We start from the raw sequence: 15,649 nt of genomic DNA on the forward strand, positions 1-15,649 counted from the left end.
AGTGTCCAACTACGCAGGAGGAACCTAATGAGGCGCTTCTTGGCCGGCCTCCTACTAACCGTGGCCGCACTGATGGTTCCGGTGACCCTGGTTTCCCAGTGGATCCAGAATTACCTGCTGGACACGGACAATTTCACCGCGTTGTACCAGCCGGTGGCGGGCAAGAGCGCTTTCCAGCAGTATCTGGCCGGGCAGGTGTCCGAGGCGGCCGGCGAGGCGATTGAACAGTCAGCCGTGGCACAGTTCACTCAGTCGGCGGCTGGGGCGGTCGACGACGTGGTCGGCCTGTTTGGGTTGGACCTGGGCCTGTCCGACACTTCCTCCGACTGGGTATCGCGCCTGGGCGACCGGGTGGCCGAAACCGTCCACGGCGAGGCCCTGCCGGCCCTGCAATCCCCCCAGTTCGCCCAGGTTTGGACCGAGGGAATCAACCAGATCCACTCCCAGCTGATCACGGGTCTGACCGGGGATGGTCCCGACTCGCAGACCCTGGTCCTGCAGGCCGGGCCGTTTGTCTCCATCATCTTGGAGTACCTGCAGCAGCAGGGATTCAGCTTCGTCTCTTTCCTGGCTCCCCTGGCGGCCGACTCTGAGGTGGTCCTGGTCGAGGTGAACTATCCTCCCGCCGCCCGCACCTTCGTGAACCTGATTGTGGACTACGGACCCTACCTGCCGTGGGTGACCGCCGGCATTGCGGCCCTGGGCCTGCTGCTGTCCCGGGCGCGCCTGGTGTCTTTGGGGCGGTTCGCTTTTGCCACCGCGTTTCTCTCTGCCCTCGTCTGGCTGGTGGCCCCGCTGCTGGGCGCCTTTGCGCTGGCTGACGTCGGCGGGGGACAGGAGGTGGCCAAGTTGCTGTGGGACGTGGCGGTGACTCCGCTTCGCTCGGAGGCGTTGCTGGTCGCCGGATCCGCCCTCCTGCTCTCCATCTTTGCCGGCGCGCTGCACCTGCTGCGGACCAACCGCTCCTAGAGCGCAGCTAGCGCCGTACCTGGCCGAGGTCGAAGTACTCCACCAGTTCCGGGTCCAGCTGGGGAACCGGCAGCAACCCACCGTTGCCGCGAATAGACTCCGTGGCGACCAGCCCGGTGGCCACTGCCTGGCGGGCAGCCACCGGGGAGGTGCGAGTCGGGACCCCTTCGCGGACAAACGCGAGAAACTCGTCAATCAGGAGGCGGTCGGCCCCGCCGTGGCCCCCCTCCACCTCGCCAACGATGAAAGACTCGTCCGCTGGCGCCGCACCCCGATGGCGACGGTTCCACAGCCTGACCTCCGCGCCGACCTCGTCCCCCAGGTTCTCCAGCCGGCCCTCGGTTCCGATCACCGTGTAGTTCCGCCAGTAGTCGGGCGTGAAGTGGCACTGCTCGTAGGATCCCAGCACCCCGTTGTCTAGCACCAGGTTGACCTGCGAGATGTCCTCCACGTCCACCACCGGGTTCAGCCCGGTCGCGGCCGTCGGCGGCCAGTTGTCCAGACTGAACCACTCTGACATCCGCTCACCCGAACGGTCCCGCCGGTCCGTGATCGACCCGTAGACGCTGAGCGAACCAATTGCCTGCGTCCGGACCGTGTACGCCCCCGCCAGCCAGTGGATCACATCCAGGTCGTGGGCACCCTTCTGGAGCAGCAGTCCCACCGACCGCGACCGGTCCGCGTGCCAGTCCTTGAAGTAGTAGTCCCCGCCGTTGCCAACGAAGTGACGGCACCAAACCGCCTTCACCTCGCCGATCCGGCCGGCCTCAATCAGGTCGTGCATCAGCGTGATCACCGGCATGTGCCGCATGTTGTGCCCAACGTACAGCCGGGACCCAGTCCGCCGGGCCGCCTCAAGAATGCGGTCACAACCCTCGATCGATGTCTCTAGCGGCTTCTCGCAAAAGACCGCGGCCCCGGCTTCCAGGGCCGGCACTGCCACCGCTGCGTGGGTGTCGTCGGGGGTGAGCACCATGACGGCGTCGACGCCGGAGGCGAGCAGATGGTCCAGGTCAGGGGTAATGAGCGCGTCCGGGAATGCCGCCCGGGCTTCTGTCCGCGAGCGCTCACTCAGGTCACAGACGGCGGTGACGACGGAGCCCTCACCGGGACGGTGAGCCTCCAGCGCCAGATGCCCGCGCAAACCAAAACCTACGACACCAATCTTGAGGTCCACGAATACTCCTTATAGTTCTGTGGAAACTGAATGAGTGCACTGCCGGCCCGATCGGGCCCCACCCGGGCGGCCAGCGGTCGCAGAAACCGGCGGAGCTGGGCTGTAGCTAGCTCCACTGGGCCTGCCTGCTGTTGCCGTCGAAGGTGAATCACCACCAACTCCTTAACTCCTGCAACGGAATTCCGAGCCCACGCAGGACAATCTCTTGTTACTCCCTTCCCGGCTCGTTTCGCAACCAGCGCCGGCATGGTACCAAACCAGCCCGCCTCGTGCCCCGCCTCCCGTGCAACCCCTCCGCCATGCTCATTTCCCCGCGCCGCCAGACCGATCAACACGTACGGTGGTCCCATGAACGAAACCCCTTTGGCGCTGGACCTGCGCGACATCGGCATTACCTATCGCGGCCACGTGCGCGCCGTCGATCACGTGACCCTGCAGGTGAGCCAGGGCGAGGTGGTAGCCCTGTTGGGCCCGAACGGGGCCGGCAAGTCCAGCCTCCTTGACAGTGCCCTAGGCCTGGTCAAACCAGATTCCGGCTCCGCCCACATTTTGGGGATGCCGGCGCGAGAGGCGATTGGTCGCGGCCTGGTGGGAGTGGTGAACCAGACGGGCGCCCTTCCCACCGACCGAACCGTGATCCAGACGCTGAAGCTTTTCCATTCGCTCTACCAAAACGCTGCTCCAATTGACGAGCTGCTGGCTCGGACCAACCTGGAGCACCTGAAGCGGCGCCGCGTCGGCAAGCTGTCGGGCGGCGAGCAGCAGCGTCTTCGTCTGGCGTTGGCCCTGTTGCCACGGCCGATGGTGCTGTTTCTGGATGAGCCCACCACCGGGATGGATCCCACCGCCCGCCAGGAATTCTGGCACCTGATCGTCAGCGATGTCACCCTGATTTTCGCCACCCACTATTTGGCCGAGGCGGAAACCCACGCGCAGCGGACCGTGATCATGAGCCAGGGGCGAATCGCCGTGGACGCCCCCACCCACGAACTGCTCAGCCAGGGCCGGGCTCGGCTGAGCGTTGAGGTTTCCGAGTCTGCGCGCGACCGCCTGTCGCCGCTGCTGGATCGGCTCAACTGGGAACAGCGGTGGACCGGCACTCACCTGGAAGTGTCCGGCGATCAGCTTGAGGATGCCGCTCGGATCGTGCTGGCCGAACCCAGCTGCCGGAACCTGCGAATCGTCGACTCCTCGTTGGAAGAAATCTTTGCCGAAGTCGCATCCGAGCCGGAAGGGGCCCGCGCATGAACCTCGCTGAAATCAAGGCTGCCAAGCCCCTTGCTCCCCCGGCTCGCGGGCTCGGGCACCTGATCGGAGCCATGTTCCGCCAGGTCGCGCTGAACCCGTTCAACCTTGGTTTTGCCCTGGCCATGCCGGTGCTGATGTACCTGATGTTTGGGGCCAACCAGGAGTACTCCTCCTACTCGGTGGGGTCCGGCAACGTCGCTGCCCAGGTGCTGGTCTCGATGACTCTGTTCGGGGTGCTGCTGTCTTCCGCCTCGTTCGGGGCTTCGGTCAGTCTGGAGCGGGCCCAGGGGGTGGGCCGCCTCTATGCGCTCACTCCCCTGTCGGCTACCTGGCAGATCGTTGGCCGCCTCGTCGCCAGTGTCGGGGTGTCTTCCCTGGTCATCCTGGTCACCTATCTGGTCGGCCACTTCACCGGTGCTCAAATGAGTGGGAGCGCCTGGGTGGTCACCGCCATCCTGGTGATGATCTGCTCGGCACTGGCCTCTGCGATCGGGTTCGGGTGCGGTTTCGCCCTGCGCTCTGACGGTGCCTACGCCGCCACCTCGGCGGTCATTGTCCTGTCGGCGTTTGGCGCGGGGATGACGATTCCCTTGGACCAGATGGGTGAGTTTTTCCAGCGGCTGGCCCCGTGGACCCCGCTTTGGGGCGTCAACGAGATTGTCATTCGGCCCCTGTTTGGCTGGGATGGGTTCACCCCCAACATGGTTTTGAGTTTCCTCGGCTGGACCGGCGCCTTCATGGCGCTAGCGATCTGGGGGCTGCGGCGGGATACGGGCCGCTAGGGGGTGGTTTGGCTCGGCTTGGATCGAACCACGATTCGGTGGGGAACCGACACGTGGGCGGCCGGGGCCCCGCCGGCGGCCAGCAGATCCAGGATTTGCTCCGAGGCGAAGTCGGCGCACGGGTCAATCGTGTCGAACGCTGGGTAGGAGAACTGCCCCTCCTCGATGTTGTCAAAGCCGATCACCCGCACCTGATCCGGGACGGAGATTCCCGCGGCCGACAGCGTGTGGATGGCGCCGAACGCCATTGAGTCTGAGAAGCAGAAGAGCCCGTCAAAGCCGGCTCCCCGGTCCAGCAGTTCCCGGACGGCCTGGGAGGCTTCCGCCCGGTTGAAGCGTTGAACCTTTCCGACCAGGGCCGGGTCTAGTTGGAGGCCGGCCTCTTCCAGCGCGGCCCGGTAGCCCTCGAACCGGAGGCGGGAGGTGGCTTGGCTCTGGTCCTCCTGGTAGCCAACGACCGCAATTCGTTTTCGCCCCTGCGCCAGCAGGTGCTTGGTGGCGTCGAGTGCCGCCTGGACGTTGTCAATCCCGACGTGGGGAACCCCCTGCCCGTGCAGGGCCTCGCCGTACTCACCGATCAGGACCAGGGGCGCGGGGGACTTTCGCCGGCGCAGGTCCTGGGCCTCCAGCTCCAGCGGCGAGAGCACGATCCCGTCCAACCCGGGCAGGCCGTGGCCTTCCACCGCCTCGATCTCGCGGGCCCGCTCGCCGTTGCTCTGACTGACCAGCACCGTCAGGTTGCGCTTTTGCGCGGCGGCCACAAAGCTGGAGGCAAACTCGGCGAAGTAGGGTTCGCGCAGGCTCGGCAGGACCAGGGCGATCATCCCCGAGTTGCCGCTTCGTAGTTGGCGAGCGGCCAGGTTGGGCCGGTATCCCAGCTCGTCAATCGCCGCCAGCACCGCCTCCCGCACGGGCTCTGACACCCACCCCTGGGAGTTGACCACGTTGGACACCGTTTTGGGACTGACGCCAACTTTGGCAGCCACATCCCGCAGCGTGACCCTGTTCGAACGTCTCTGTTGAACCAATTTGAGGTCTCTCTTTCTTCTGGCCAAATCCTATGTTACGCTTTTTCTACCGTCTTAGTTCAACGTTGAATCATAGTCCAATCCAAACCTCTGGTCCGATTACGGTTTCGTAGTTCAACGTTGAACCAAGATGGTCGGCTCACGGAGAGTCGACTCGACCACGGAAGGGGGTTGCGGTGGAGCAACTGGCTCGCGGCGTCAAGCCGTACCTGTACATAGCGCCAATCGTGCTGATCTCAGGGTTTCTGATCTACTACTTCATTGGGTTTACCGTCTTCGCCAGCCTGACTGACTGGAACGGGCTCAAGCGGATGAACTTCATCGGGCTCGACAACTACGTGCAGCTGTTCAACGACCGCACCTTCTGGATTGCCCTGCGCAACAACCTGGTCTTCATGGTGGCCACCATCGCCATCCAGGCGATCCTCGGCCTGTTTGTGGCCGTCCTCTGCGCGGATCGGCTGCCCGGGTCAAACCTGTTCAAAGCCATCTTTTTTCTGCCGATCTCAATGGCACCGGCAATCATCGCCACCGTTTTCAAGTACATGCTGGAAGCCAACTACGGCACGCTGAATGAGAGCCTGCGCTCCCTGGGGCTGCTGGGGCCCGACGAGGTCATCACCTGGTTGGGGGCTGATCTGGGCGTCTGGTCCATCATCGCGATCAACGTGTTCCAGTGGATGGGCTTTTCCATGATGATTTACTTCGCCGGCATCATGGCGATCCCGAAAGACCTGTACGAGGCGGCCCAACTCGACGGCGCCGGTTGGTGGCGACGACTGTTCTCCGTCACCATCCCGTCGCTGCGCGGCGTGACCGCCACCCTGATTGTGCTGGGGATCGTCGGCTCGCTGAAAACCTTCGACGTCGTCTGGCTGACCACCGGGGGCGGCCCGGGCGTCTCCACCCAGTTCCTCACCACCTTCCTCTACCAGGAGCGGGCCAACCGCGAGGCCGGCTACGCCAGTGCCATCGGCACCGTGCTGCTGATCCTGGCTTTCGTCCTGACCCTGGCTCAGACCCTGTGGACCAACCGCAAGAGCAAGAGGAGCTAAGATGAACTCCCGGATTTTGGCCAATGTTGCCAAGTACGTCGCCCTGCTGGCCCTGGTCGGCCTGTGGCTGTACCCGATCGTCCTGGCGATCTGGAAGTCAGTGCAGGTCGGCGGGTGGAGCAACTACTACGACGTCCTCACGCACGACACCTTCAACTACTGGAAGGCGATCGGCAACTCCTTCATCCTGGCGGTCGGATCCAGCCTGATCATCATGCTGATCTCCTCGCTGGGGGGATACGCGTTCTCCAAGATGGTCTTCCGCGGGCGGAACCTGCTCTACTCACTGCTGCTGGCCTGCCTGGCCGTGTCGATTGCCTCCGTGGTCACCCCGGTGTTCTCCACCATCAACACGCTGGGCCTGCGCGACACCTATCTGGGCGTAATCGTCCCCATGGTGGCGTTCAACTCCCTGATGATGCTGATGATCATGAAGACGCACTTCGACTCGCTGCCCGACGAGCTGATAGAGGCGGCCCTGCTGGACGGATGCGGTTCGCTTCGAATCTACGCGCGAATCCTGATGCCGCTCTCAGGCCCCACGCTGGCCACGGTTGGCGTCCTCTCCTTCGTCTACACCTGGAATGAATACCTCCTCCCCCTGCTGTTACTGAAAGACCCCAACTTGTTCCCCGTTACCCGCGCCATCTCACTGCTCCAGTTTGACCGAATGAGTCAGCAGGACATCTCCACCCTCTACGCCGGCCTGATCCTGATGACCGTCCCGACGCTGGTGGTGTACCTGTTCAGCCAGAAGTACCTGCAGGCGGGCGTAACCGCCGGGGCGGTGAAGAGCTAGTGAGCACCTTCCAAAACCCGGCCCAGTTCGCCGACCCCACCCTGACCAATCCGGACCCCTTCGTCCTCAGTTACCTGGGTGCCTACTACTGCTACTCCACCGACGAGGACGGGGTGCGGGTCTCCTCGTCCCCAGACCTGGTCCACTGGGAGTATCACGGGTTCGCGTTCACCGACTCTGACCGGCGAGCCTTCTGGGCCCCGTGCGTCGTCTACCGCAACGGCACGTTCTACATGTACGTGTCGGACCGGCCCGCCGGGGTGGAGGACAACCACGAGCAGCGGCTCCGGGTGGCCACCGCCTCGCACCCGCTCGGCCCGTTCACCTCCCAGCGCCGGCTCCGGGACGACCGGTTCGCCATTGACGCGGACGTCGTCGTGGCCGAGGACGGCTCACCCCTGATGTTCTACGCCAGCAACGAGTTCACCGGGCTCTCCCTGGACCGGCCCGGCACCGCCATCGTGGTGGACCGAATGACAGATCTGACCCACCTGGCCGGGGACCCACACCCGGTGGTGGTCCCCACCCTGAAGCAGGAAGTTTTTGCCGAAGACCGGTTCGGCGACGGGCGCGACTGGCACACGATCGAGGGAGCCGCCTTCTTCACCCATCGCGATCACGCCTACCTGACCTACTCCGGCAACGCCTACCTGCGCCCCGACTATTTCATTGGCTACGCCCGGGCGCCCCTTGGGCCCAGCTTCGACCAGCTCGCCTGGCAGAAGATGCCCGGTGAGCGCACCTTCGCGCCGCTGATGTACCGGACCGACGAGGTCGAGGGGACCGGGCACAACTCCGTCATCCAGGCACCAAACCTGGTCGACTGGTGGATCGTCTACCACGGTCGGAACCTGGCGGAGGAGCGCCTGGAGGGAGTGGAACAGCGGCAGATGCGCCTGGACCGACTCCATTTTGACGGCGACGAACTCTGGACCGAGGGTCCCAGCGCCAACCCGGTGGTGGCCCCCAGCCCCGCCGGGATCCAGTGGTCCCAACCGGTCCAACTGCCGCCGGCCCGACTGGCCGAGGAAATCTTTGCCGAGGCGGTCGGTCCCTACGTCAGCGAGTTCTGGGTTCGGGCTGAGCCCGGCGACTCCGGCGCTCGATTCGCCCTGGTGCCGATCCGACACGGAGACCTGGACCAACTGGCCTTCTGGTTCGACGCGGGAGCGCAGACGGTGACCGCACGCCAGCTGACCAACGGCATCTGGACCGACCTGGACTGTGCGCACCTGACCGACTTCGACTTCGCCGCGTGGCAACCGCTGCAAGTTGAGCGTGGCCTGGCCGAGGTGGTGCTCCGGCGAGGACACCAGGTGCTGCTGCGGGTGCCCCACGCGGCCGGGTTGGATCCCGCGGGCGTGGCCGTGCTCGGTCAGTACACCCGGGTCGAGGTTGGGTCCGCTCGCCTAACTGAACACTTTGACTGGCACCCGAGTCAGGGAGGCGCCCTGGCGGCGGCGGTCCGGGCGGATCAGCCGCTGACGGCCACCTCGACCGGTTACTCGACCGGTCAAACGGCCGGCCTCTGGGCCGAACGCGCCGACCTGACCCTAATCGCCTCGCCCGCCCACCACCAGTGGGCCGTCACGATGGACCTCTGGCTCCCGGCCCCCGACTCCACAGTTCGGGTCGAGGGAACGGCCACCGGTTCACCGCTACTGGTCACCGCCAAGTCAGGCGCGAAACAGACTGTCCGCCTGACCGCAGCCGCCGGCGACCAAGTCCGCCTCCACCTCGAACGGGCCAGCCTAACCGGGCTGACCCGAACCCAGATCACCCAGTCTGAATCAACAACAACCGCATCACCTCGAAAAGGAGAACCCAATGAAGAATAAACGTCAGCTAGGGCTGGCGGCGCTCAGTTTTGCCGCGGCCGCTACCCTGGGCCTGTCGGCCTGCTCCTCCGGGGGCGCCAGCCAGTCGAAGGACCAGTCCGGCGACGCGAGCGCGACCGGTGGCGACGAGATCACCCTGTCGTTCCGCACCTGGCTGCCAACCCAGGTGCAGTGGCCCGAGCTCATCGAAGCTTTCGAAGCCGAGAACCCCGGGATCAAGATCGACTTCCAGCGCGACGAGGACTACGACGCGTTCCGGACCAACCTGGACAACGAAATCCTGGCCGGGGAAACCCCCGACCTGTACGGGATTCAGGCGGGCGCCTCGTTCGACGACTACGCCGAATACGCCCTGCCCGTGGACGAGTACGGCGCCGACTGGATCGACCAGGTTCGCGCTGAAGCTCGGAAGGAAACCACCACCCAGGACGGGGTCGAGGCCGCCGTGCCGATCCTCACCGCCGGGATGCAGTTCTACCTGTACAACCAGGATCTGTTCACCGAGCTGGGACTGGACCTGCCCACCAACTACGAAGAGCTGGTGAACGTGTCGAAGGCCGCGGCGGCTGCCGGCTACACCCCGTTCGCGATGGGGGCCGCTGACACCTGGCACGACACCGACTTCTTCGTCTGGCTTTCCAACCAGTACGGCGAAGGCGGCGACATCTACCGGGCCGCCTCCGGGGAGATCCCCTGGGATTCCGAGTCCCTGGTTCAGGCTGCCACCGACTGGCAGAAGCTGTTCACCGACGGGGTGTTCCAGCAGGGCGCCCTGACCACCACCACCTACCCGTCCGCTCGTGACGACTACTTCCTGGCCGGGAAAGCTCTGGCCTTCCCCACAGGGTCGTGGCACGTGGGAATGTCGATGGTCGGACCGGACCAGGAGCAGCCGGGCAGCGCAATTGAGGACGCCGAAGTTGGAATGGCGGTCTTCCCGCAGATTGGCCCCAAGGACGGCGGCGCCACCTCCGGCGTCGACTTCGCCCTGGCGGTTTCGTCCGACATCGACGAGGCCAAGCTCGACGCGGCTGCCAAGTTCGTCGAGTTCATGGCGGTTGGGACCGGCCAGCAGCTGTGGGTCAACACCCTGCAGGGCTTCCCGGTGGCCGACGGAGTCAGCGTGCAGGTGGCTGACGACGAGCCTGAGATCGCTCAGCAAAGCCTGAAGGTGGTCGAAGAGGCGCTGGCCGCCTCCAAGTACCCGCGCAAGCTCAACGTTCCCGGCTGGGACTCGCTGCAGGATGACCTGGGCATTGTGCTGCAGGACATCGCGGGTGGGGCCAACCCGGCGACCGCACTGGCCACGCTGAACAAGTAGACCCCACTCGGCCCGCATTTACTGCCGGCGGGCCGGGGGGAACATGGAGCCCGATCCTGGTGAGAGCCGGGGTCGGGCTTCGTGGGTTCTGGGGTGGGGTGTTGGTTTGGTTTGGGGTTGGGTTGGGGTTGGGTGTGCGGTGTGGGCGCGTTTGGGCGCGTTTGGGCGTGTTTGGGCGTGTTTGGGTGGGGGTTTGGGCGGCTTAGGCGTGCGGTACGGGCGGGAAGGCTGGCAAACCTACCCAAACGCTGGCAAAACCTGGGCCCAGCGGCCCAAACCAGCTCAAACTCCCAACGTTTGCCAGCATTCCGACACGTTTGCCAACACCCGCGGCTGGCAAACCTACCCAAACGCTGGCAAAACCAGGGCCCAGCGGCCTAAACCACCCCAAACACCCAACGTTTGCCAGCACTCCGACACGTTTGCCAACCCCGGGCCGCAAAAACCCCCAGACGGCCAGCAGTCCGGGGGTGAGAGCCCGCAAATCCAGGCCCGCGTGCGCAACGACGCTAACCTGCACTTTTCGGCAGCATTCTGCCGATCCTACAGTGGCGAGTAAAGGGTTAGAACTCTCGCAGACGGGGTGCGAGATCTCGGCTACACACAAGCAAACAAGCAGTGGGCGGAAAAGCTGCCCGAAGGCGTTGCACGAGTAGTCCATGAACTACGAAGACATCCAGGCGTACCTACGCAGTGGCGCACCACTTAGTGATGACCGGAAGGCGAAGTGCTGCTGGCCCCAGGAACCAAGGTGAAAGTGATTGAAGCGCGCTACGATGAGGTTTGGAAGATAGCGCATGTGATCGTGGAGGTGCTGAGATGACGCAACCTAGTCGCTTCATTAAGCGCCGCCCCGGCGGTGCGATGAACAGCGCCATCGGCCCCAACGGTAGCCCGGGTTGGACCGATTGGGGCGACCTTGAAAGCGTGCGCGAGTATGCGGTGATCTTGGAGAGCCAGATTCGCCAAGGCGACAGGTGGGCTGCTGAGGATCTAGTCAAGTTCCAAGCTCGCGTCGCTGAACTTGAAGCCGACCCCGCCAAACCCCACCGCAAGCGTCTCGCTGAGTTACTTGAGTGGGCCGCACAAGGTCAGGACGTAAGCGCAGCCATTGCCGACGCGGAACGCAACCTGGCTGAGGCGCAGCGCCGCCAAGCTGACACATCGAACACCCACTAGCACCAGCTCTACCACTTACCCCACTACCCCTTGGTAGTGGGTTTTTGCTACCCGCAGATGGCGGGGATTGGGCGACGGCCCCTAACCGGAAGGAAACACCATGACTGACTCAACCGCGCCCGAAAACGCCAAGCAGGCGGAAACGAGCGCCATCCAGGCCCCAAACGGCGCAACGCCGGACCCTCAGCAGTTCGAGGCGATCACCTCGCAAGACGAACTCGACCGCATCATCACTAGCCGGCTCTCGCGCGAGCGCGCGAAGCACCAACGGCCTCATTCCCATAGCTAGGAGCAGCAGGGCAGGAAGTCGGTAGGCTCCTCTCATTCGCTCAATGATTGAGCAAGCCTCTTCCCGACCAAGGAACATCGCCTCTTCGTCTCTGTCGGTGCGGACAACCTCGGGGAGCATTTCCGGCTTGAGGTGACGAAATCGGGGTCCGATAAGGGAATATCCCCTCGGACCCCGATCTTTTGGCTTTATTTAGCCGTTCCTACCGCGGAGAGTAAGGGATTCGAACCCTTGGTGCCATTGCTGACACAATGGTTTTCAAGACCATCACCTTCGGCCGCTCGGTCAACTCTCCCAGAGCAGAGTTTATCTGCCCGAACCCCGATCTGCGAATCTCAGCCGCGCAGGAACCGCTTCCGCGTCCGCTTCTCAGCCTGGTTTGTGCTGGCAGGTTGATCCAACAGACCGTGGTTGATGGCGGAGGCAAAGGGCGGCCACACCGGCAGCCTCCCCGCCAGCAGCGCCTGCAAGGTGTGATAGACGTCGGGCCGGCTTGAGACCGTGTCGGAAGTCTGCTCGTTGTTGGCGCTCAAAGCCCGGGCAAACACGCCTGGGCGCAGCTGCATGTAGTCGTTCAGGTAGTCGATCCACACTCGGTATGAATGCTCGTAGGCTTCGACCTCACCGGCCACCGCCCCCGCATCCAACTTGGCTCGGCGGATGAAAGCCGTGGCGCAAATGCCCTCGCTCACCACCCACTGCAGGTGGTCGGACAGGACCGGGGTGCCGTCGAAGTCCACGGTGTAGACGAAGCCGGGCTGGCCGTCTCGGCGCCAACCGTCGGTGCGGGCGCGTTCGAACAGTTCCTCCGCCATCACCGTCAGGTAGTCGTAGTCGTCCAGGCCCTGGGCCTGCAGCCCCGCCTGCGTTTGGACGGCCAGGCGAGCCAGCTCCATTCCGTGGCCAATCACGAAGCCGTAGGGATAGTAGGGGGTGTCGGGCTGGTCCCGGTTGTAGTCGAGCATCGGACGCCAATCCGAAGTGTAGTGTTCGGGGATTCGCCACTGGTTCTCCACCCCAACCTGGTAGACGAAACGGAGCATCCGCTCGGCCGCGCGCAGCCACTCCACGTCCTGGACGGCCTCCGACGCCGCCAAATACGCTTCCACGGTGTGCATCAGCGAGTTCATTCCCCGGTAGTCCTTGAACTCACCCCAGTCGCTGGTGGCGCAGTCGCGCACCAGGGAGGTGTCCGGGTCCAGCCAGTGCTCCTTCTGTTCAGCCAGGGCCAGGTGCAGCAGCTCGTAGGCGCCGGGCCGGTTCGCGATCGAGGCGGTGGAGGCGGCCAGAATCAGGAACGCCTGCGCGTACTGCCACTTGCGCGAACCCTCCTCATCCCAGGGAACGCCGTGCCCATCCTGGTCGGGAGTGTGCGTGATGGCCTTGTACCAGCCCCCGTGCTCCGGGTCGCGGAAGTACTCTTTCATGCACCGGACCCCGTGGTCGCAGTAGCGCCTAGATCCGGGGATCCCCATCAGCACCCCGAGCGAATAGACGTAGGTCATCCGAGCCGTAATCGCCAGGTCCACCGGCCGGGTCTGATCCACCTGTCCGTCACTGGTGAAGTAGCCGAAACCGGTCCGGGTCACTGCGGCGTGGCCGTGGCGCAGCAGTGCCCGCATTTCTTCTGATAACCACCGGCTGTGCTCGATCGAATCGAACCATCCCATGAGTTGACCACCTTTAACATCGTCGTTTGGGTCTACCCCCATCATAGGGGTGAACTGGGACGTTGGTCGTCGGTTTGTGACGGCGAACTGACCGCCCAGCCCAGCAGTCAGTACCGGTTCAACACCGCCCGAATCACCGCGGCCGCCCCGTCGTGCTCCACCGCGGTGGTAACCGCGTCGGCGGCCGAACGCACCGCCTCGTCCGCGCTGCCCATCGCCACCCCGTGGTGAGCCCACCTGAGCATCGCCAGGTCGTTTTCCCCATCCCCAATCGCAAAGGTGCCGGTGCTTGGCAGCTCCAACTGATCCACCAGTCGCTGCAGCCCGGTCGCTTTCGTCACCCCGGCCGGACCGATATCCACCCACGAGGTCCACCCAACCGCATACTCCACGTCGACCAGGTTCATCTCGTCGATCTGCTGCGCAAAGTCGTCCCGCTCCAACCAGGGGGCGCGGGCAACGAGGCGGGTGGCCCGCCGGCCCAGCACGGCCTCCAAACTGTCGGCCAGTTCCTGACGCATCAGCTCGCCCGCGGGGAACAGTTGGGAGACCAGCATTCCCCCCGCGCCCACGTCCACCCCAAGCAAAATCCCGGGGAACGTTTCCAGGAACTGTTCGCCGGTGGGGCGCGGGTCAAACTCGTTGATGTCCGCCACCTGGTGGCCGTCGCCGTCCCACCGGACCGTCAGGGACCCGTTCGAGCAAACCACCCACGACCGGTGCAACCCCAACTCTTCCACCACGTGCCGGGTGGAGTAGACGCCCCTGCCGGTGGCGATGACGATGTTGGCTCCGGCCGCTTCCGCCTCCGCCAGCGCCTGCTTCATCCTGTCGGTGACGCCGTGCGTGCCGACCATGGTGCCGTCAATGTCGAGGGCAAAAAGGAGCTGGCTGGGATCGTCGGGTAGGACCGCGGGCAGGTCCGCCTCCGCCCGGGCCACCGCCTCGGCGAAGGGGATACCCTCCTGGCCGCTCGGCGGAGGGGTGATCAGCCAGTCGCTGGTCACGGAACGAGTTCCGCCCGTCCGCCCAGGTAGGGCCGCAGCGCCTCGGGCACGTGCACCGAGCCGTCGGGCCGCTGATGGTTCTCCAGCAGGGCCACCAGCCACCGGGTGGTGGCCAGCGTGCCGTTCAGGGTGGCCACCGTCTCGGTCCCGCCCTCGCGCCGCTCCCGGATTTGCAGTCGGCGGGCTTGGAAGGTGGTGCAGTTCGAGGTGGAGGTGACTTCCATCCACCGCTCCTGCGTGGGCAGCCAGGCCTCGCAGTCAAACTTGCGGGCCGCGGAGGACCCCAGGTCTCCGGCGGCAGTGTCGATCACCCGGTAGGGCAGCTCGACCCGGGCCAGCATTTCCTCTTCCCACCCCAGCAGTCGCCGGTGCTCTTCGGCGGCGTCCTCCGGCCGGCAGTAGCTGAACATTTCCACCTTGTTGAACTGGTGGACCCGGATGATGCCGCGGGTGTCGCGCCCGGCCGCCCCCGCCTCGCGCCGGTAGCAGGTGGACCAGCCGAGGTAGCGTTCGGGCCCCTCGGACAGGTCGATGATTTCGCCCTGGTGGTACCCGGCCAGCGCCACCTCGGAGGTGCCCACCAGGTACAGGTCGTCGGCCGGCAGGTAGTAGATCTCGTCTGAGTGGGCCCCCAGGAATCCGGTCCCCTGCATGATTTCCGGTTTGACCAGGGTCGGGGTGGTCAGCATGGTGAAGCCGGCCGCCGTCCCCAGGTCCACCGCCATGGTCAGCAGGGCCAGTTCGAGGCGGGCGCCGATCCCGGTCAGGTAGTAAAAGCGCGAGCCGGACACTTTGGCGCCGCGTTTGACGTCGATCGCCTGCAGCCCTTCGGCCAGTTCCAGGTGATCCTTCGGGGTGAAGCCTTCGGCCGCAAAGTCGCGGGGGGCCGGGCCTTCCTGGCGCAGAACCACGTAGTCGTCTTCGCCGCCGCTGGGCACGCCCGGCTCAATCACGTTAGAGAGAGCCAGGGTCAGGTCCCGGGCGCGGGCCTCCGCCTCGTTCGCCTCCTGTTCGGCCGCTTTCACCCGGTCGGCCAGCGCTTTCGCCCGGGCCAGGACCGCGGGCCGATCTTCCGGACTTGCTTTCCCCACGGACCGGGAGACTGCCTTCTGCTCAGAGCGGAGCGACTCAAACTCTTGCAGCAGGGAGCGGCGCAATTCGTCGGCGGCAATCACCTGATCCACGAGAGCCGGATCTTCGCCGCGCGCCACCTGGGAGGCGCGAACAGCATCTGGGTTTTCACGGAGCATACGCAGATCAATCATGCTGCCATGATAACTTGTCGCT

14 protein-coding genes and 1 tRNA gene are annotated in these 15,649 nt (G+C 64.9%); 9 read left to right on the top strand and 6 right to left on the bottom strand.

Translation table 11 applies throughout. The annotated features are described in order from the left end of the window. Window positions 1–27: 27 nt before the first annotated feature. Complete coding sequence (locus SAC06_RS09810; protein ID WP_350258110.1) at window positions 28–969, top strand: hypothetical protein; 942 nt, start codon at window positions 28–30, stop codon at window positions 967–969. Between the two features lie 7 nt (window positions 970–976). Here the strand turns inward: SAC06_RS09810 and SAC06_RS09815 are convergent, their stop codons facing one another. Next, the gene (locus SAC06_RS09815; protein ID WP_350258111.1) at window positions 977–2,146 is read right to left on the bottom strand and encodes a Gfo/Idh/MocA family oxidoreductase; all 1,170 of its coding nucleotides are present in this window, start codon (window positions 2,144–2,146) and stop codon (window positions 977–979) included. 348 nt (window positions 2,147–2,494) lie between these two features. Here SAC06_RS09815 and SAC06_RS09820 point away from each other — a divergent pair, with 348 nt between their 5' ends. Together SAC06_RS09820 and SAC06_RS09825 are read left to right on the top strand one after the other, a co-directional pair. Further along, window positions 2,495–3,394: an ABC transporter ATP-binding protein gene (locus SAC06_RS09820; protein WP_350258112.1), complete on the top strand. Its 900-nt coding sequence runs from the start codon at window positions 2,495–2,497 to the stop codon at window positions 3,392–3,394. Next, window positions 3,391–4,176: an ABC transporter permease gene (locus SAC06_RS09825; RefSeq protein WP_350258113.1), complete on the top strand. Its 786-nt coding sequence runs from the start codon at window positions 3,391–3,393 to the stop codon at window positions 4,174–4,176. The genes SAC06_RS09820 and SAC06_RS09825 overlap by 4 nt, the downstream gene beginning before the upstream one ends. Here SAC06_RS09825 and SAC06_RS09830 read toward each other — a convergent pair. Beyond that, entirely contained in the window at window positions 4,173–5,162 is a 990-nt protein-coding gene (locus SAC06_RS09830) for a LacI family DNA-binding transcriptional regulator (protein WP_350258114.1), read from the bottom strand. The two genes, SAC06_RS09825 and SAC06_RS09830, sit on opposite strands and share 4 nt — an antisense overlap. A 218-nt stretch (window positions 5,163–5,380) precedes the next feature. Here SAC06_RS09830 and SAC06_RS09835 point away from each other — a divergent pair, with 218 nt between their 5' ends. From SAC06_RS09835 to SAC06_RS09860, 6 genes are all read left to right on the top strand, one after another. After that, on the top strand, window positions 5,381–6,259 hold the full coding sequence (locus tag SAC06_RS09835; RefSeq protein ID WP_350258115.1) for a sugar ABC transporter permease: 879 nt from the start codon (window positions 5,381–5,383) through the stop codon (window positions 6,257–6,259). Window position 6,260: 1 nt separating this feature from the next. Continuing rightward, entirely contained in the window at window positions 6,261–7,058 is a 798-nt protein-coding gene (locus tag SAC06_RS09840; protein ID WP_350258116.1) for a carbohydrate ABC transporter permease, read from the top strand. Further along, complete coding sequence (locus SAC06_RS09845; protein ID WP_350258117.1) at window positions 7,058–8,896, top strand: glycoside hydrolase family 43 protein; 1,839 nt, start codon at window positions 7,058–7,060, stop codon at window positions 8,894–8,896. The genes SAC06_RS09840 and SAC06_RS09845 overlap by 1 nt, the downstream gene beginning before the upstream one ends. Further along, window positions 8,886–10,217: an ABC transporter substrate-binding protein gene (locus tag SAC06_RS09850; protein WP_350258118.1), complete on the top strand. Its 1,332-nt coding sequence runs from the start codon at window positions 8,886–8,888 to the stop codon at window positions 10,215–10,217. The genes SAC06_RS09845 and SAC06_RS09850 overlap by 11 nt, the downstream gene beginning before the upstream one ends. 819 nt (window positions 10,218–11,036) lie before the next feature. Further along, on the top strand, window positions 11,037–11,396 hold the full coding sequence (locus SAC06_RS09855; RefSeq protein ID WP_350258119.1) for a hypothetical protein: 360 nt from the start codon (window positions 11,037–11,039) through the stop codon (window positions 11,394–11,396). 100 nt (window positions 11,397–11,496) lie between these two features. Next, window positions 11,497–11,685: a hypothetical protein gene (locus tag SAC06_RS09860; protein WP_350258120.1), complete on the top strand. Its 189-nt coding sequence runs from the start codon at window positions 11,497–11,499 to the stop codon at window positions 11,683–11,685. 208 nt (window positions 11,686–11,893) lie between these two features. On the opposite strand, the gene SAC06_RS09865 is transcribed toward SAC06_RS09860, so the two are convergent. The 4 genes from SAC06_RS09865 to serS form a co-directional block, all read right to left on the bottom strand. Next, a tRNA-Ser gene (locus tag SAC06_RS09865) sits at window positions 11,894–11,980 on the bottom strand. Between the two features lie 40 nt (window positions 11,981–12,020). Next, entirely contained in the window at window positions 12,021–13,355 is a 1,335-nt protein-coding gene (locus SAC06_RS09870; protein ID WP_350258121.1) for an AGE family epimerase/isomerase, read from the bottom strand. A gap of 107 nt (window positions 13,356–13,462) precedes the next feature. Next, the gene (locus tag SAC06_RS09875; RefSeq protein ID WP_350258122.1) at window positions 13,463–14,362 is read right to left on the bottom strand and encodes an HAD family hydrolase; all 900 of its coding nucleotides are present in this window, start codon (window positions 14,360–14,362) and stop codon (window positions 13,463–13,465) included. Then, window positions 14,359–15,627 (bottom strand): serine--tRNA ligase, encoded by a 1,269-nt coding sequence (serS, locus tag SAC06_RS09880; RefSeq protein WP_350258123.1) that lies wholly within the window; start codon window positions 15,625–15,627, stop codon window positions 14,359–14,361. The genes SAC06_RS09875 and serS overlap by 4 nt, the downstream gene beginning before the upstream one ends. Between the last annotated feature and the right edge of the window lie 22 nt (window positions 15,628–15,649).

It is taken from the genome of Scrofimicrobium sp. R131, from assembly GCF_040256745.1.
In the GTDB taxonomy this organism is placed as follows: Bacteria; Actinomycetota; Actinomycetes; order Actinomycetales; family Actinomycetaceae; genus Scrofimicrobium; species Scrofimicrobium appendicitidis.